The organism is Geodermatophilus ruber (assembly GCF_900114385.1).
Taxonomy (GTDB): domain Bacteria; phylum Actinomycetota; class Actinomycetes; order Mycobacteriales; family Geodermatophilaceae; genus Geodermatophilus; species Geodermatophilus ruber.
This window is the reverse complement of sequence record NZ_FOSW01000001.1, coordinates 162,032-178,031: the sequence shown is the minus strand read 5'-3', so window position 1 is coordinate 178,031 and position 16,000 is coordinate 162,032. Positions and strand designations below refer to the sequence as shown.

Below are 16,000 nucleotides of genomic sequence, written 5' to 3'. Positions count from 1 at the left end.
GGGAGTCCCTCTACTCGCGGAAGACCTTGTGCTGGGCCGCCTGCGCGCGCGGGCGGACCACCATCAGGTCGATGTTGACGTGGTGCGGGCGGGTGAGCGACCAGGCGATGCAGTCGGCGATGTCCTCGGCGACCAGCGGCTCGCGCACCCCGCGGTAGACGGCATCGGCGGCCTCGGCCGAGCCGAGCCGGTTGCGCGAGAACTCCTCGGTGCGCACCATCCCGGGCGCGATCTCGATGATCCGCACCGGCTCGCCGCACAGCTCCAGCCGCAGCGTCTCGGCCAGCGTGTGCACCGCGTGCTTGGCCGCGGTGTACGAGGCGCCGCCCTCGTAGCTGATCAGCCCGGCCGTCGAGCCGACGAAGAGCAGGTCACCGGCGCCGGAGGCGATCAGCGCCGGCAGCAGCGCGCGGGTGAGCCGGACGGTGCCCAGCACGTTGACCTCGTAGGTGCGCGCCCACGAGTCCAGGTCGGCCTCGGCCACCGGCTTGGCGTCGAAGGAGCCGCCGGCGTTGTTCACCAGCACGTCCACCCGGTCGAGGGCGTCGGCGAAGGCGGCGACCGATGAAGGGTCGGTGACGTCCAGCGGCAGCGCGCGGGCGCCGATCGCGGCGGCCAGCTCCGCCAACCGGTCCATCCGCCGCGCCCCGAGGACGACGTCGAAACCCTCGGCGGCCAGCCGGGTGGCCGTGGCCGCCCCGATGCCGCTGGAGGCGCCGGTGACGACGGCGGTGCGGCCGGCGCCGGGGAGGGGGCGGTATCCGGACGAGTGAGCTGCAGAGGGGCCGGGCATGAGACTCATCCTGGCGTTGTTGCAGGATTGAAGGTCGGGAGGGTGCCCTCGTGCGGCGCCCGCAGGACGGAGCCAGGGCGGGAGGTCGGACGTGGCCGCTCGCCGTCGTCCCCGGGCGGCCACGCCTGCGCGCGTGGCGACGCTCTCGGTGCACACCAGCCCGCTGGACCAGCCGGGGGCCGGTGACGCCGGCGGCATGAACGTCTACATCGTCGAGGTGTCCCGCCGGCTGGCCGCGCGCGGCATCGAGGTCGACGTGTTCACCCGCGCCACCTCCAGCGACCTGCCGCCGGTGGTCGAGATGAGCCCTGGGGTGACGGTGCGGCACGTGCCCGCCGGCCCCTTCGAGGACCTCGGCAAGGAGGAGCTGCCCGCCCAGCTGTGTGCCTTCACCGCCGCCGTCCTGCGTGAGGAGGCGCAGCACGAGCCGGGGCACTACGACGTCGTCCACTCCCACTACTGGCTGTCGGGGCAGGTGGGGTGGCTGGCGCGGGACCGGTGGAGCGTGCCGCTCATCCACACCGCGCACACCCTGGCCAAGGTCAAGAACGCGGCGCTGGCCGCCGGTGACCGGCCCGAGCCGCGGACCCGGGTGATCGGCGAGGAGCAGGTGGTCGCCGAGGCCGACCGGCTGATCGCCAACACCTCTGACGAGGCCCGCCAGCTGGTCGACCACTACGCCGCCGACCCGCGGCGCACGCTCGTGGTCCCGCCCGGTGTCGACCTCGACCGCTTCGTGCCCGGCGACCGGACGACGGCTCGCCGCGCTCTGGGCATCGCCGAGGACGCCGTGGTGCTGCTCTTCGTCGGCCGTATCCAGCCGCTCAAGGCCCCCGACCTGCTGCTCGAGGCGGCCGCGCGCATGCTCGCCGACGAGCCCGCGCTGCGCGGCCGGCTCCGGGTGCACGTCATCGGCGCGCCCAGCGGTGCCGGGCTGGAGGCGCCCCGGCAGCTCGAGCAGCTCGCGTCCACGCTCGGCATCGCCGACCTGGTCTCCTTCCTGCCGCCCCAGCACGCCGACCGGCTCGCCGAGCACTACCGGGCCGCCGACGTCGCCGTCGTCCCCAGCCACAACGAGTCCTTCGGCCTGGTCGCGCTCGAGGCGCAGGCCTGCGGGACCCCGGTGGTCGCCTCCGCCGTCGGCGGGCTCACCACAGCCGTCCGCGACGGCGTCTCCGGGGTGCTGGTCGACGGCCGCGACCCGGCCGACTACGCGTCGGCGATCCGCGCCGTGCTCGCCCGTCGCGAGCTGCTGTCGGCCGGTGCCCGCCGGCATGCGGCGGCCTTCTCGTGGGAACGCACGGTCGACTCGCTGGTGGCGGCCTACACCGCCGCCGCGGAGGAGATGTCCGCCGCCGCCCGGCGCGGGGTCGGCGGCACGCTGCCCCGCCCGGCGTGGGCCCTCGGCGCGGTGCGGCCGTTCGGCGCGCAGGTGGCGCGGTGAGCGGCACGCGCCCGGTCGCCGAGCTCGACGCGGTCATCGAGCAGACCCTGCGCGAGGGCGAGCTCGTCCACGAGCACCCCACCCCCGGCCGCTGGCTGGTCGACCTGCCCGGCACGAACAAGCTCAAGACCGTCTGCGGGCTGATCGTCGGCGAGCACGCGCTGCGGGTGGAGGCGTTCGTCTGCCGCCAGCCCGACGAGAACCGCGAGCAGCTGTGGACCTTCCTGCTGCAGCGCAACGCCCGCATGTACGCGGTCGCCTACTCCATCGACAGCGTGGGCGACGTCTACCTCACCGGCCGGCTGCCGCACGCCGCGGTCACGCCGGAGGAGCTCGACCGCGTCCTCGGCGCGGTGCTCAGCTACGCCGACGACCACTTCAACACCATGCTCGAGATCGGCTTCGGCACCTCGATCCGCCGGGAGTGGGAGTGGCGGGTGAAGCGCGGGGAGTCCCTGCGCAACCTGGAGGCCTTCGCCGCCTTCGCCGACCCGACCCGGCGACCAGGACCCGGCGCACCGCCGGACGGCGGAGCGTGACGGCGACCGACCGCACGACCACCGGGGCGGCTTCCGCGGAGGAGCCCCCCGGGTATGCCCGGCGCTGGTGGGTTCTGGCGACCATGACGGTCTGCCTGCTCGTGGTGATCATGGGCAACACCACCCTCAACGTCGCCATCCCGACCCTGCAGCGGGAGCTGGGCGCCAGCCAGAGCGAGCTCCAGTGGGCCATCGACGCCTACATCCTCGTCTTCGCCGGGCTGCTCTTCTCCTGGGGCGTGGTCGGTGACCGCATCGGCCGGCGCCGGGTCCTGCTCATCGGGCTGTCGGTCTACACGCTCGCCTCCCTGCTCGGCGCGTTCAGCAGCAGTCCGGAGGAGCTGATCCTGTGGCGGGCGGTGATGGGCGTCGGCGGCGCGGCGGTGCAGCCGGCCACGCTCGCCGTCATCACGAACGTCTTCCCGCCCGGCGAGCGCGGCCGCGCCATCGGGGTGTGGGCCGGCGCCGCGGGGCTGGCGGTCGCCGGCGGCCCGCTGGCCAGCGGGGCGGTCCTCGAGCACTTCTGGTGGGGAGCGATCTTCCTGATCGCCGTCCCCGTGGCCCTGCTGGCGATGGTCGGGATCCTGCTGATCGTCCCCGAGTCGCGCGACCCGTCGCCGGGCAAGCTGGACGTCCCCGGTGTGCTGCTTTCGATCGTCGCGCTCGCCGGGCTGGTCTACGGCATCATCCACGGCGGCTCGGGGGCCGGCTGGACCTCGCCCGGTGTCCTCGTCCCCCTGCTCGGCGGGGTGGCCCTGCTGGTCCTGTTCGTCTGGCTCCAGAAGCGCTCCAGGCACCCCGCGCTCGACGTCTCGCTGTTCCGCAACCCGGCGTTCTCCGCCGCCGCGGCCGCGCTCGGCCTGAACTTCTTCGCCCTCATGGGCGCGACGTTCTACCTCGTCTACTACCTGCAGGGTGTGCTCGGCTACAACCCGCTGGCCAGCGGGGCGGCGCTGATCCCGACGGCGCTGGGCATGTCGCTGATGGCCCCGCAGAGCTCCCGGCTGGCCGAGCGGTTCGGGGCCAAGGCGGTCGTCGGCAGCGGGTTCCTGTTCATTGCCGTCTCCTTCCTCGGTTTCCAGCTGCTCGACGGGACCGCGCCGCTGTGGCTGCTGATCGCCCTGCTGTCGGTGCAGGGGCTGGGCATGGGGGCGGTGATGGCCCCGACGACCGAGTCGATCATGTCGGTTGTCCCGCGGCACAAGGCCGGCGCGGGCGCCGCGGTCAACAACTCCGTGCGCCAGGTCGGGGGCGCGCTGGGCGTCGCGATCCTCGGCTCGGTGCTCGCCTCGGCCTACGCGGCCCGCCTGGGCGACCAGGTCGACGTCCTCCCGGCGGAGCTGCGGGCGGAGGCCAGCTCCTCGATCGTCGCCACCCTGGAGGCGGTCGGGCAGGTGCGGGCCGGTGGGGACGAGGAGGCCGCGGCCGCCGCCACCGGGCTGGTGGGCCCCGCCCAGGACGCCTTCGTCTCCGCCATGCACCTCACCGCGATCGGTACCGCGACCGCCGCCCTGGTCGCCGCCGCCGTCGTCTTCACCTGGCTGCCCGGGCGCCGGCGCGCGGACGCCGCGGCCGCGGCCCCCGACCGGCGCGCCTAGGACGCGGTCCCGGGCCACCAGTACGTCGTCGAGGTGCGCGGTCGGCCGTCGTGGAACCGGCGCATCGCCTCGGCGACCTCCGCCTCCCGGGACGCCGGCAGGCACAGCCGGCGCCGGGTGAAGGCCAGGACGACGTCCGCCGGGGCGTCCTCCCAGGGGCCCGGCCGGGGCTCGGTCGCCGACTCCGCCGCGATCCCGAGCTCGGCGAGCACCTCGCCGAAGAGCTCCGCGGTCGGTCCGCCGGGGCGCTCCTGCCCGTGGAAGTGCCGCCACAGCGCGCCCATGGACGTCCACGGGTGCCGGTCGCTGAGCTCGACGACCACCCGGCGGCGGGCGTGGTCGGTGAGCGCGGCCACGAACTCGGCGATGTCGGGCACGTTGTAGACGACGTCCGCGGCGACGACGACGTCGGCCGCCGGCACCTCTGCGGCGATGTCGGGCCACCGGCCGCACCAGGTCCGCACGGGCGTGCTCCCGGCCGCTGACCGGTAGCGGTCGAGCAGCTCCGCCGACTGGTCCACCGCCAGCAGCTGCGCCGCCCCGGCCGGGATGCTCGCCGCGCCGCCCCCGGAGCCGACGTCGAGCACGCTGGCCGGCGCCGCGGCGCGCACGGTGTCGACGGTCCGGCCGGGACGGCGGACGCCGCCGAACAGCCCGGGCGGGAAGCCGTACGGGGACTCCGGGGCGGCGGCGAGGATCTCCGGGTCGATCGTCCAGGCAGCCAGCTCAGCGGCCCAGCGGCGCACGGCGGTCATGCCCCGATCCTGCCCCGAGCCGGTTCGCCGGACGCTAGCGTGGACGGCGATGCAGCAGGGCCCCGTGCACCAGAGCTTCGTCCAGGTCCTCGTCGGGATCGTGGCGGCCTCGGCGCTGGTCTACCCGCTCGTGCTCTGCGCGGTGCAGCTGGTCTTCGCCCAGCTGGTGGTCCTCGACGTCGCCGCGGTGGTGCTGTGGCTGGGCGTGGCGGTCGGCTGCAGCACCGCCGTCGTCGCTGCTCTGCGGTGGGGCGCCGGCCGCCCGGTGCGCAGCCCCTGGCTGCTGGCCGGTCTGCTGCCCCCGGCGGCCTTCGAGCTGTGGCTCGTGTGGCCACTGGTCACCGCGTGAGCCCGCGTCGGGCAGGATGACCGGCGTGACGACGACCCCGCCCGGCACGCTGGTGCTGCTCCGCCACGGTGAGAGCGAGTGGAACAAGGCCAACCTGTTCACCGGATGGGTGGACGTCCCGCTCTCGGAGAAGGGCCGGGCCGAGGCGGCCCGCGGCGGGGAGCTCCTCGCCGAGCACGGCCTGCTGCCCGACGTCACGCACACCTCCGTGCTCAAGCGGGCGATCAGCACCGCCGAGCTGGCCCTCGCCGCGGCCGACCGGCAGTGGATCCCGGTCAAGCGCTCCTGGCGGCTCAACGAGCGCCACTACGGCGCCCTGCAGGGCAAGGACAAGGCCGCCACGCTGGCCGAGTACGGCGAGGAGCAGTTCACCGTCTGGCGCCGCTCCTACAGCACCCCGCCGCCGCCCATCGAGCCCGGCAGCGAGTACTCCCAGGACGGCGACCCGCGCTACGCGATGCTGCCGCCGGAGGTGCGGCCGGCCACCGAGTGCCTGGCCGACGTCGTCGTCCGCATGCTGCCGTACTGGTACGACGCGATCGTCCCGGACCTGCGCGCCGGCCGCACCGTGCTGGTCGCCGCGCACGGCAACAGCCTCCGGGCGCTGGTGAAGCACCTCGACGGCATGGGGGAGGACGAGGTGGTCGGGCTCAACATCCCCACCGGCGTCCCGCTGCGCTACGACCTGGACGACGACCTGCGACCGGTCAAGCCCGGCGGGGAGTACCTCGACCCGGAGGCTGCCGCGGCCGCGATCGAGGCGGTCAAGAACCAGGGCAAGAAGTAGCCCGAACACAGGCCAGGGGCCCTCTCCCGAACGCGGGAGAGGGCCCCTGGCCTGTCATGGGGGCCGGGCAGCCGGAGGGCGACAGAAGTTACGGCGCGGTGGTCACCCGGCGCTCGCCGGTGACCAGGAAGACCACCCGCCGGGCCACGCTCACCGCGTGGTCGGCGAAACGCTCGTAGTACCGGCCGAGCAGCGTGATGTCGATGGCCGTCTCGACACCGTGCGGCCAGACGTCGGAGAGCACCTCGCGGAACAGCTGCCGGTGCAGCTTGTCCATGGCGTCGTCGTCGTCCTCGAGCTCCAGCGCGGCCTCGACGTCGCGCTTGGCGATGACGGTGCCGGCCTTGGTCACCAGGGTCTCGGCGACGTGCCCGGCCTCCAGGAAGACCGGCCGAACCTCCTGCGGCACCGCGGAGTCCGGGAAGCGCATCCGCGCCACCTTGGCGATGTGCTCGGCGAGGTCGCCCATCCGCTCGAGATCGCTGGCGATCCGCATCGCGGTGATGATGGCGCGCAGGTCGGTGGCCACCGGGGCCTGCCGGGCGATGAGGTTGAAGCAGCGCTGCTCGATGCTCTCCCGGGTGGCGTCGAGGGGCGCGTCGCCTGCGATCACGCGGTCGGCGACGGTGACGTCGGCGTCGAGGAGGGCTGTGGTCGCCAGGCTCACCTGGGAGCCGACCGAGTTGGCCATCTCCACCAGGCAGGCCCGGATGTCGTCGAGCTCCTCGCGGTAACTGTCGCGCACCGTCGTCCTCCTCGTCGGCCGGCCGGGGGCCGGTCGTGTCACCTGCGCCCGGAGTCCGTCGACATTCATGCCCCGGCGCGTTCACGTCGAGGGTAGATCCGTCGCGCCGCGGCGTCGGGACGCATCGGTGAACGGGTGGGCACGGGAACGTGAACAGTGTCGGTACGTGTCGGTAGCACCACTCGGACGGGGGAGGTGCGGGCCTTCCTGCGGCCTAGCATCGGGTTTGTGAGCCCCACGGTCGCCCTCGTGGTGGGCCTGGTCGTCGGTGGCGTCCTGGTCGCCACCGTCCTGCTGCGCTTCCGCTCCGCCGTGGCGGAGGCCGTTCCGCAGCCGGACACCACCCTCGCCGAGGCGGTGCTGTCCCGGCGGCTGATCGACCTGATGGACCCGGCGGTCGTCCTGCTCGACGCCGACGACGTGGTGGTGCTTGCCAATCCGCCCGCGCGTGCCCTCGGCATCGTGCGCGACACCCGGCTGCTGGTCCCCGAGCTGGTCGAGCACGCCCGCGCGGTGCGGACCGGTGGCCGGCGGCGCGCCGACATCCCGCTGTCCGGCGCCCTGGTGGGCGGTGGCCCCCGGCTGGTGGGGGTGCACGGGATGCGGCTGGAGAGCGGCCCGGCGCCGGCGCCGGTGGCGCTGGTCCTCCAGGACGTCACCGAGGCCCGCCGGGTGGAGGCGGTCCGGCGCGACTTCGTCGCCAACGTCGGGCACGAGCTGAAGACGCCGGTCGGCGCGCTGTCCCTGCTGGCCGAGGCGGTCGAGGACGCCGCCGACGACCCGGAGATCGTGCAGCACTTCGCCGCCCGGATGCGGCACGAGGCCGACCGGCTGACCCGGCTGGTCCGCGAGCTGATCGACCTCTCCCGGTTGCAGGGCGGGGAACCGCTGCCCGAGCTGCTGCCCGTCGAGGTGGACACCGTCGTCGCCGAGGCGGTCGACCGCACCAAGCTGGCCGCGGCGGCCAAGCACATCGACATCGCCGCGGGCGGCCAGGGCGGACTGGTGGTGCGCGGGGTGGAGTCCCAGCTGGCCACGGCGGTGACCAACCTGCTGGCCAACGCCGTCGCCTACAGCCCCGCGGGCACCCGCATCGCCGTCGGTGCCCGCGCCCGCTCGGGGTTCGCCGAGATCACCGTGACCGACAGCGGCATCGGCATCCCGCGGCAGGACCGCGTGCGGATCTTCGAGCGCTTCTACCGGGTCGACCAGTCGCGGGCCAGCAGCACCGGGGGCACCGGTCTCGGCCTGGCCATCGTCAAGCACGTGGCCAGCAACCACGGCGGCTCCATCAGCGTCTGGAGCGAGGAAGGCCTCGGCTCCACGTTCACCCTGCGGATCCCGCTCGCCGGGCGGCCCGCGCCCGCCGGGGAGGCGACCCCGCCCGAGGCGGTGGTCGTGACGCCGCCCGAGGTGGCTCTCCCCGCCCGCGGAGCGGGATCCGCGCCCGACTCCGGCGGTGCTGTGCCCGCCGACTCCCCGAAGGGACGGTCATGACCCGAGTGCTGGTGGTGGAGGACGAGGAGTCGTTCTCCGACGCGCTCGCCTACATGCTGCGGCGGGAGGGGTTCGAGCCCGTCGTCGCGGCCAGCGGGACGCAGGCGCTGGCCGAGTTCGACCGCGCCGGGGCGGACATCGTCCTGCTCGACCTCATGCTGCCCGGCCTGTCGGGGACCGAGGTGTGCCGTGCGCTGCGCGCGAAGAGCGGCGTGCCGATCATCATGCTCACCGCGAAGGACTCCGAGATCGACAAGGTCGTCGGCCTGGAGCTGGGGGCCGACGATTACGTCACCAAGCCTTATTCGGCGCGCGAGCTGGTGGCCCGCATCCGCGCGGTGCTGCGCCGACGCGGGGAGGTGGACGTGCCCGCCGAGGCGGCGCTGGAGGCCGGCCCGGTCCGCATGGACGTCGAGCGGCACGTCGTCGCGGTGGAGGGGGACCCGATCGCGCTGCCGCTCAAGGAGTTCGACCTGCTGGAGATGCTGCTGCGCAACGCCGGCCGGGTGCTCACCCGCGGCCAGCTCATCGACCGGGTCTGGGGGTCGGACTACGTGGGCGACACCAAGACCCTCGACGTCCACGTCAAGCGGCTGCGGGCCAAGATCGAGCCGGACCCGGCCAACCCCAAGTACCTGGTGACGGTGCGCGGGCTGGGCTACAAGCTCGAAGCCTGACGACGGCGCTCACCCCCCGGCCGGTCTCCTCCTGCAGTTCGTCCATGTGTTCGCCCCTAGGCGTCGACGAGGTCGCGCGCAGGGTGAGCCGGCGGGGCCTGCGCGGCGGCCCGGCGGCGGTCCTCCCACCGGCGGCCGGTGCGGTAGACGTGCACGCCGCCGCAGGGGCACTCGACGTGCAGGGCGATGTGCGTCGGGTGGTTGACCACCGAGCGGATGCGCCGGTCGGCGACCAGCTCGTCGGTCCTCGTCACGGGGCAGGTGATCAGCAACATGGAGGAAGCGTGCGCGCCGGTCTCCCGCCGCACGAGTGGCAGGACCGACCACTATCGCGGCGTTCCTGCCATCATGTCGGCATGGCAGGAACGTCCCGTCCGCTCGTCGTCAGCACCCTCGTCGCCGACGGCCTGGTGGGCAGCTTCGGCCTCGGCGTCGCGGTGGAGGTCTTCGGCTACGACCGGCGTGCCATGGGGTTGCCGCGGTTCGACTTCGGCCTGGTCACCGAGCGGCCGGGCGTCGTCCGCACCGACACCGGCATCCCGGTCACGGTCGAGCACGGCCTCGACCGGCTGGCCGCCTCCGACATCGTCACGATCACCGCCTGGGAGCTGTTCACCCGCGTCCCCTCGCCCCCGCTGCTCGACGCGTTCCGTGAGGCGCACGCGCGCGGGGCGCTCATGATCAGCCAGTGCACGGGTGCCTTCGTGCTCGCCGAGGCCGGCCTGCTCGACGGCCTGCGCGCCACGACGCACTGGAAGTACGCCGGGGAGCTGGCCGCCCGGTACCCCGCCGTGCACGTGGACCCCACGGTCCTCTACGTCGACAACGGCCGGCTGATCACCGGGGCGGGCACCGCGGCGGGCGTGGACACGCTGCTGCACGTCGTCCGCCGGGAGTGGGGCGCGGCCGCGGCCAACGCGCTGGCCCGCGAGATGGTCGTGCCGCCGCACCGGGACGGTGGGCAGGCGCAGTTCATCGACACGCCGGTCGCCGCATGCGAGGACGACCGGCTGGGCGCGGTCCTGGACTGGGCGGTCGCCCACCTGGCCGAGGAGATCAGCGTGGACACCCTGGCTCGCCGGGCGCTGATGAGCCCCCGCAGCTTCGCCCGCCGGTTCAAGGCCACCACCGGGACGACGCCGCACGCCTGGCTGCTCGGCCAGCGGCTGGCGGCCGCGGAGGCGCTGCTGGAGAACAGCGACGCGCCGGTCGAGGAGATCGCCCGGCTGGTCGGCTTCGCCACCGCCGCCGGCCTGCGCGAGCAGTTCACCCGCCGTCGCGGCGTCTCGCCGCGGGCCTACCGGCAGACCTTCCGCGCCGCATCGGGGGACCGGGCTGCCTGAGGCGCCCCGCGCTCAGTCGCCCGCGCCGGGCGTGGCGGCGACCGGCGGCTGCGCGGCGCCGGCGGGGCCCTCTGCGGCGGCCGGGTAGCGCAGCGCGAGCAGGCTGGTGAGCCGCCGGCGCACGACGGGCGAGACCAGCCCGGCGTCCCCGGTGGGGTCCAGCAGCTCCCCGGGGACGACGACGTACCGATCCGGTGCCGCCTCGGCCTGGGCGAGGAATGCCTTGCGCACCGCGTCGCCGTCGACGCCGTGCGGCGCGGCGGTGACCGGGGAGTCCACGACCACGGTCAGGTCGGGCAGCAGCCCGCGGGTCGCCCACAGGGACGTGCGGAAGATCCGGTCGGCGTCCAGTCCCTGACCGGCCCCGTGGAAGGCGATCGAGGTGTCCACGTAGTGGGAGTTCACCACCACCTGGCGCTGCTCCAGCGCCGGGCGGATCACCGAGGCGACGTGCTGGGCCCGGTCGGCGGCGGCCAGCAGGGCCGCGGTGTAGGGGCCCACCGGGCGGCCGTCGTCGGCGCCGGGCGTCGGGCCGCCGATCCCGGAGCCGGGCGGCGGGGGGTAGAGCAGGCCGCGCACATCCCGGCCCAGCCGGGTGTCGCTGGGCTCGGAGGTGACCAGGACCGGGCACCCGGAGTCGCGCAGCACCGCGGCGAGATCGGCGGTGTAGCGGCGGGTGAGCTCCCGGTCGGCGCCCTCGACGACGATGAACAGCCCGACGCCGCTGGCCGAGGCCGACAGCAGGTCGGAGCTGCCCCACAGCAGCCGCAGCAGGTCGCGGAACCGGGTGCGGGAGCGGCCGGAGGCCGCCACCTGCCGGGTGGCGTAGACGCTCACCAGCAGCGCGAGCGCGCTGCCCATCAGCAGGGTCAGCCCGGGACCGGTGACGGTCAGCTCCAGATCCCCGAACTGCACGTCGTGCGTGCCGAGCAGGCCGGCCAGGCCGGGCCCGACGGCGACCGCCAGCAGCAGCACGATCCGCACCGAGGAGACGACGAAGGAGAAGACCCGCCCGCGCAGCCGGTCCTCGACCTCGAACCCGATCAGCGTGTAGCCGATGATCCAGGCGACCCCGGCGAACAGGCCGACGAGGAAGGCGGCGCCGGCGGCCAGCACGAACTCCCGCAGCAGCGACATGCTCATCAGCGCCAGGCCGGCCAGGCCGATCGCGCGGGCGAAGACGGTGCGCCGCGGCACGGTGGGCAGGATCCGCGGGCCGATCAGCATGCCCAGCGCCAGGCCGGTGAAGACGGTGCCGAAGATGATCCCGTACCCGGCGGCACCGGCGTCCAGGGTGGCCACGTAGAGCTGGGCGACACCGATGGTCAGCCCGCCCGCGCCGAAGGCCCCGAGGACGCCGACGTACAGCGCCCGCATGAGGGGCCGTTCGCGCAGGAAGGAGACGCCCTCGGCGACCAGGGAGAAGACGTTGCGCTGCTCGTCGCGGTCCGGCGCGGTGCCCGGGATGAGCGGGCGGGAGAGCAGGATCGTCAGCGCGGTCACCCCGAAGGTGGCCGCGTTGAACACCAGGGCCACGACGATCGCCGCCTGCGCATCGCTGCCCGCGTCGCCGCCGTCCGGGAAGATCCGGCTCGCGGTGGACAGCAGGGCGAACAGGACGGCGGCGATCGGGACCGCCCCGTAGATCGAGAAGAGCATGACCTGGTTGGCGACCGCCAGCCGTTCGCGCGGCACGATCGCGACCTGCATCGCCTGCTTGGCCGGGTTGGTGAACAGCCCGACCGCCTCGACGAGGAACTGGGCGATGTAGAGCCAGGTCAGCTCGTAGGTGAACGCGATCGACAGGTAGAGCGTGAGCGCGAGCAGGTCGCCGATGATCGCGGTGGTCCGCCGGTCCAGCCGGTCGGCGAGCGCACCGGCCAGCGGGGCGAGCAGCAGGTCGGGCAGCAGGCGGGTCAGGATCACGCCGGAGATGGCGGCGCCCTGCACCGCCACCGACTGGTCCCGGGTGAGCTGCTGGGCCATCGCGGTGGTGGCCAGCAGGCCCAGCCAGTCGCCGAGGCTGGACACCGTGATCGCCGCCCACAACCGGCGGAACGCGGGAATGCGGACGAGCGCGACGAAGGCGTTGTCGGGACGGGCGTCGGCCCCCGGGGCTCCGGCCCCGGCCCGAGCGGTCGCGCGTCCCTCGTTCACAGTCCCCGCCGTCCGGTCATCGGTCCGTTCCGGGGAAGGGTAGTGCCGCAGGGGGCGCCCTCAGTGCGGTCGCACCTCGAACGGGGGACCCGCTCCGGGCCGGCGGCGGTGCAGGACGACCGGCACCGGCACCGGCACCGGCGCCGGGCTGGCCGGGTGAGGCGCGACCAGCCCGTGGTCCAGCCGGGCCTCGGTCAGCCGGCGCAGCTCCTCGTAGGCCGGTGCGCCGAGGAGCGTGGTGAGCTCCGCGGCGTAGGTGAGGACCAGCGGCTCGGCGGCGACGTGCGCGGCCGGAGACCCGGTGCACCACCAGTGCAGGTCGTGGCCACCGGCGCCCCAGCCGCGGCGGTCGAACTCGCCGATGGTCGAGACCCGCACCTTCGTGCCGTCGGGCCGCTCGACCTCCTCCTGCTCCCGCCGCATCGGCAGCTGCCAGCACACGTCGGGCTTGGTCACCAGCGGGTGCAGGCCCTCGCGCAGGGCCATGCGGTGCAGGGCGCACCCGGCGCCGCCGGGGAAGCCCGGCCGGTTGAGGAACACGCAGGCGCCGTCGACGACGCGGGTGCGCAACGACCGGACGCCCTCCTCGGCGGCCTGCCCCTCCTCGGCCCGGTCCTGCTCCGTCCAGGCGCGGCGACCGACCGGTGCCAGCTGCCAGTCCTCATCGGCGAGGTCGGCCACCGCCGAGGTGACCCGCGCGAGGTCGTCCTCGTCGGCGAAGAAGGCGCCGTGGCTGCAGCAGCCGTCGTCCGGCCGGCCGGCCACCACGCCGGCGCATCCGCGGCCGAAGATGCAGGTCCAGGCCGAGGCCAGCCAGGTCAGGTCGGCGCGGACGATGTGCCGGGGGTCGGCCGGGTCGGGGAACTCCACCCACTCGCGCGCGAAGTCCAGCGGCACCTCGGGCGGGACGTCCTCCACCGGACCAGCGTAGGCACCGCTCCAGGGCTCCGGGCACCCCCGCGACCGGTCGCGAGGGGGCCGGGCAGACTGGCGGCATGCGACTCGGGGTGCTGGACGTCGGCTCGAACACCGTGCACCTCCTGGTCGTCGACGCCCACCGGGGTGCCCACCCCACGCCCATGCACGACGACCGTGAGGTGCTGCGCCTGGCCGAGCACGTCGGCCCGGACAACCTGCTGTCGAAGGAGGGGGAGAAGGCCCTGGTGAAGGCCGTGCGCAGCGCCTGCGAGCAGGCCGCGGCGCACCGCTGCGACGAGGTGGTGGCGATGGTCACCTCCGCCATCCGTGAGGCCGACAACGGCCTGGAGGTGCTCGAGCGGGTCCGGGCGCAGACCGGGGTCGACCTGCAGGTGACCAGCGGCGAGGAGGAGGCCCGGCTGACCTTCCTCGCCGTCCGGCGGTGGTACGGCTGGAGCGCCGGCCGGCTGCTGGTCCTCGACATCGGCGGGGGCTCGCTGGAGCTGGCCAGCGGGTTCGACGAGGACCCCGACGTCGCCCTGTCGCTGCCGCTGGGGGCCGGGCGGATGACCCGCCGCTACCTCCCCGCGGCTCACCGGGGAGGGCGGCCGGACCTCGCCGCGCTCGACGAGCTGGACGCGTACGCCGCCGACCTGCTGCGCCCGGCCGCCAAGAAGCTCCTGGCCGACGGCCCGCCGGACCTCGTCGCGGCCACCAGCAAGACCTTCCGCACGCTGGCCCGCCTGACCGGGGCGGCGCCGTACTCCGCCGGGCTGCGGGTGCCCCGGGAGCTGACCCTCGACGGGCTGGGCCAGCTGATCGGCTTCGTCTCCCGCATCGAGTCCGGCGCTCTGGCCGAGTTGCGGGGCGTGTCGCCGGACCGCGCCCACCAGGTTCCGGCCGGCGCCGTCGTGGCGCGCGCGGCCATGCGGGCGCTCGACGTACCGTCCGTCCGGATCTGCCCGTGGGCACTGCGGGAGGGCGTCATCCTCCGTCGGCTGGACACGTTGGGGGAACAGGAATGACCAGCTCGGCCAAGGACCGCGACACCACCCGACGGGATCCGGAGACCGGCGGGCGGCCGCTGGCCGACATCCTGCGCGAGGCCGGCGTCGAGTCGCCGACGCGCGGCCGGCGCCGGCGCTGGGACGACACCGGCGACACCGGTGTCCGGCAGCGGGGCTCCGGCGGGGACCGCGAGGCCGAGACCGGACGGGTGAGCGACACCGACCGGGGCAGCGACACCGGCCGGATGGGCGAGCGGCCCACGTTCGGCCGGCGGGCCTCCGACCGGGCCGGGGACGCCCCGCCTTCCGCCGCGGCGGCGGCGAAGCGGCGCCGCGGGCCGGTCGAGCCGTCGACGGCGGCGATCCCGGGGCTGCGCCCCTCCCGCAAGCCGGGCGTGCCCACGGCCGGCCCGAGCGGCCCGGCGGCGGCGACCGCCGACGGCACCGGCCCCATCCCCGTCAACCGGGACGACGACGCGCCGCTGCTCGAGGAGGAGACGCTCGCCCCCAAGGAGGGCGCCCTCGCCTGGCTGCGCTTCGGCGGCGAGCTGGTCGTGGCCCTCGGCGCCGGCGTCGGCATCTACTTCCTCTTCACCGTCCTCTGGGACCTCCTGCCCTACGCGGCCGTCGTTCTCGCGCCGCTGGCCGTGGCGGGGCTGGTGGCCGGGGTCGGGGCGTGGCGGCAGCGGCACGACCGCGAACCGGTCACCGTCCGGCTGGTCGCAGTCCTGGTGTTCGCGGGCACCCTGCTCAGCATCGCCCCGGCCGCCGGGTTGATCACCAGCAGCGGCTGAGGCCGCTCACCCGGCCGCCTCCTCCGGCCCGGCGGCGAACAGCTCGACCATCGCGACGCCGAACGCGTCCAGGTCGTCGGGCCTGCGGCTGGTGAGCAGGGTGCCGTCGACGACGACCTCCTCGTCGACCCACTCGGCACCGGCGTTGCGCAGGTCGGTCTGCAGCGAGGGCCACGACGTCATGCGCCGGCCCCGGGCGACGCCGGCCTCCGCGAGCACCCACGGGGCGTGGCAGATCGCGGCAACGGGCTTGCCGGCCTCGAAGAAGGCCGTCACGAAGGCCACCGCGTCGGCGTCGGCCCGGATGAAGTCGCCGTTGATGACGCCGCCGGGGAGGACCAGTGCCGCGTACTCGTCGGGGTCGGCCTCGCTCACGACGGCGTCGACCTTCTTCCGGTCCGCCGGGTCGATGTGGTCGTAGGCGGTGATCGACCCGGACTCCAGCGAGACCAGCTCCGGCTCCGCGCCGGCCTCCTCCAGCACCTGCCACGGCCGGTCGAGCTCCACCTGCTCGACCCCGTCGGTCGCGAGGACGGCCACCTTCATCCCGTTCAGTTCTCCAGCCATGCGGCCGCGGCTACCCCGCCCCCGCGGGCG

General features: G+C 74.8%; 17 protein-coding genes. 10 read left to right on the top strand and 7 right to left on the bottom strand.

Translation table 11 applies throughout. The annotated features are described in order from the left end of the window. Window positions 1–10 precede the first annotated feature (10 nt). Window positions 11–793, bottom strand: coding sequence for an SDR family oxidoreductase (locus BMZ50_RS00970; RefSeq protein WP_091319973.1), 783 nt, complete (start codon window positions 791–793; stop codon window positions 11–13). A gap of 133 nt (window positions 794–926) precedes the next feature. On the opposite strand from BMZ50_RS00970, the gene mshA reads away from it, so the two are divergent. Genes mshA through BMZ50_RS00955 form a run of 3 tightly spaced genes read left to right on the top strand, consistent with a single transcriptional unit; the run spans window position 927 to window position 4,374 of the window. Further along, window positions 927–2,237, top strand: a complete 1,311-nt coding sequence (gene mshA / locus BMZ50_RS00965; RefSeq protein ID WP_245753222.1) for a D-inositol-3-phosphate glycosyltransferase — start codon at window positions 927–929, stop codon at window positions 2,235–2,237. Next, window positions 2,234–2,776, top strand: a complete 543-nt coding sequence (locus tag BMZ50_RS00960) for a type III secretion system chaperone family protein (protein WP_218146035.1) — start codon at window positions 2,234–2,236, stop codon at window positions 2,774–2,776. Before mshA ends, BMZ50_RS00960 begins: the two co-directional genes overlap by 4 nt. Next, a complete protein-coding gene (locus BMZ50_RS00955; protein ID WP_091319967.1) occupies window positions 2,773–4,374 on the top strand; it encodes an MFS transporter in 1,602 nt (533 codons plus the stop codon). Before BMZ50_RS00960 ends, BMZ50_RS00955 begins: the two co-directional genes overlap by 4 nt. Here BMZ50_RS00955 and BMZ50_RS00950 read toward each other — a convergent pair. Beyond that, on the bottom strand, window positions 4,371–5,129 hold the full coding sequence (locus BMZ50_RS00950; protein ID WP_091319963.1) for a class I SAM-dependent methyltransferase: 759 nt from the start codon (window positions 5,127–5,129) through the stop codon (window positions 4,371–4,373). The genes BMZ50_RS00955 and BMZ50_RS00950 overlap by 4 nt on opposite strands. 49 nt (window positions 5,130–5,178) lie before the next feature. Between BMZ50_RS00950 and BMZ50_RS00945 the strand changes: the two genes are divergently transcribed. Continuing rightward, a complete protein-coding gene (locus BMZ50_RS00945; protein ID WP_091319960.1) occupies window positions 5,179–5,478 on the top strand; it encodes a hypothetical protein in 300 nt (99 codons plus the stop codon). 25 nt (window positions 5,479–5,503) lie between these two features. Next, window positions 5,504–6,265, top strand: coding sequence for a phosphoglyceromutase (locus BMZ50_RS00940; protein ID WP_245753220.1), 762 nt, complete (start codon window positions 5,504–5,506; stop codon window positions 6,263–6,265). Window positions 6,266–6,353: 88 nt separating this feature from the next. On the opposite strand, the gene phoU is transcribed toward BMZ50_RS00940, so the two are convergent. Further along, on the bottom strand, window positions 6,354–7,010 hold the full coding sequence (gene phoU / locus BMZ50_RS00935; protein WP_091319953.1) for a phosphate signaling complex protein PhoU: 657 nt from the start codon (window positions 7,008–7,010) through the stop codon (window positions 6,354–6,356). A 228-nt stretch (window positions 7,011–7,238) separates the two neighbouring features. On the opposite strand from phoU, the gene BMZ50_RS00930 reads away from it, so the two are divergent. After that, on the top strand, window positions 7,239–8,507 hold the full coding sequence (locus BMZ50_RS00930; protein WP_091319950.1) for a sensor histidine kinase: 1,269 nt from the start codon (window positions 7,239–7,241) through the stop codon (window positions 8,505–8,507). After that, complete coding sequence (locus BMZ50_RS00925) at window positions 8,504–9,184, top strand: response regulator transcription factor (RefSeq protein ID WP_091319947.1); 681 nt, start codon at window positions 8,504–8,506, stop codon at window positions 9,182–9,184. The genes BMZ50_RS00930 and BMZ50_RS00925 overlap by 4 nt, the downstream gene beginning before the upstream one ends. Window positions 9,185–9,240: 56 nt before the next feature. Here the strand turns inward: BMZ50_RS00925 and BMZ50_RS00920 are convergent, their stop codons facing one another. Beyond that, window positions 9,241–9,459: a hypothetical protein gene (locus BMZ50_RS00920; RefSeq protein WP_091320980.1), complete on the bottom strand. Its 219-nt coding sequence runs from the start codon at window positions 9,457–9,459 to the stop codon at window positions 9,241–9,243. An 81-nt stretch (window positions 9,460–9,540) separates the two neighbouring features. Here BMZ50_RS00920 and BMZ50_RS00915 point away from each other — a divergent pair, with 81 nt between their 5' ends. After that, on the top strand, window positions 9,541–10,527 hold the full coding sequence (locus tag BMZ50_RS00915; protein WP_091319929.1) for a helix-turn-helix domain-containing protein: 987 nt from the start codon (window positions 9,541–9,543) through the stop codon (window positions 10,525–10,527). Between the two features lie 12 nt (window positions 10,528–10,539). Here the strand turns inward: BMZ50_RS00915 and BMZ50_RS00910 are convergent, their stop codons facing one another. Together BMZ50_RS00910 and BMZ50_RS00905 are read right to left on the bottom strand one after the other, a co-directional pair. After that, window positions 10,540–12,684 (bottom strand): bifunctional MFS transporter/dTMP kinase, encoded by a 2,145-nt coding sequence (locus tag BMZ50_RS00910; protein ID WP_091319926.1) that lies wholly within the window; start codon window positions 12,682–12,684, stop codon window positions 10,540–10,542. A 60-nt stretch (window positions 12,685–12,744) separates the two neighbouring features. Further along, a complete protein-coding gene (locus BMZ50_RS00905; protein WP_091319923.1) occupies window positions 12,745–13,602 on the bottom strand; it encodes a DUF3109 family protein in 858 nt (285 codons plus the stop codon). Between the two features lie 77 nt (window positions 13,603–13,679). Here BMZ50_RS00905 and BMZ50_RS00900 point away from each other — a divergent pair, with 77 nt between their 5' ends. After that, window positions 13,680–14,627 carry a Ppx/GppA family phosphatase gene (locus BMZ50_RS00900; RefSeq protein ID WP_091319922.1) on the top strand — a complete coding sequence of 316 codons (948 nt, stop codon included), beginning with the start codon at window positions 13,680–13,682 and terminating at the stop codon, window positions 14,625–14,627. Beyond that, on the top strand, window positions 14,624–15,403 hold the full coding sequence (locus tag BMZ50_RS00895) for a DUF5336 domain-containing protein (RefSeq protein ID WP_091319921.1): 780 nt from the start codon (window positions 14,624–14,626) through the stop codon (window positions 15,401–15,403). The genes BMZ50_RS00900 and BMZ50_RS00895 overlap by 4 nt, the downstream gene beginning before the upstream one ends. A 6-nt stretch (window positions 15,404–15,409) precedes the next feature. Here BMZ50_RS00895 and BMZ50_RS00890 read toward each other — a convergent pair whose 3' ends face one another. Continuing rightward, window positions 15,410–15,970, bottom strand: coding sequence for a type 1 glutamine amidotransferase domain-containing protein (locus BMZ50_RS00890; protein WP_091319920.1), 561 nt, complete (start codon window positions 15,968–15,970; stop codon window positions 15,410–15,412). Window positions 15,971–16,000: the final 30 nt, after the last annotated feature.

Coding starts and splice junctions, on each gene's coding strand:
- BMZ50_RS00970 (WP_091319973.1), bottom strand. CDS start 793: ATGCCCGGCCCCTCTGCAGCTCACTCGTCCGGATACCGCCCCCTCCCC.
- BMZ50_RS00950 (WP_091319963.1), bottom strand. CDS start 5,129: ATGACCGCCGTGCGCCGCTGGGCCGCTGAGCTGGCTGCCTGGACGATC.
- BMZ50_RS00945 (WP_091319960.1), top strand. CDS start 5,179: ATGCAGCAGGGCCCCGTGCACCAGAGCTTCGTCCAGGTCCTCGTCGGG.
- BMZ50_RS00925 (WP_091319947.1), top strand. CDS start 8,504: ATGACCCGAGTGCTGGTGGTGGAGGACGAGGAGTCGTTCTCCGACGCG.
- BMZ50_RS00920 (WP_091320980.1), bottom strand. CDS start 9,459: ATGTTGCTGATCACCTGCCCCGTGACGAGGACCGACGAGCTGGTCGCC.
- BMZ50_RS00915 (WP_091319929.1), top strand. CDS start 9,541: ATGGCAGGAACGTCCCGTCCGCTCGTCGTCAGCACCCTCGTCGCCGAC.
- BMZ50_RS00900 (WP_091319922.1), top strand. CDS start 13,680: ATGCGACTCGGGGTGCTGGACGTCGGCTCGAACACCGTGCACCTCCTG.
- BMZ50_RS00895 (WP_091319921.1), top strand. CDS start 14,624: ATGACCAGCTCGGCCAAGGACCGCGACACCACCCGACGGGATCCGGAG.
- BMZ50_RS00890 (WP_091319920.1), bottom strand. CDS start 15,970: ATGGCTGGAGAACTGAACGGGATGAAGGTGGCCGTCCTCGCGACCGAC.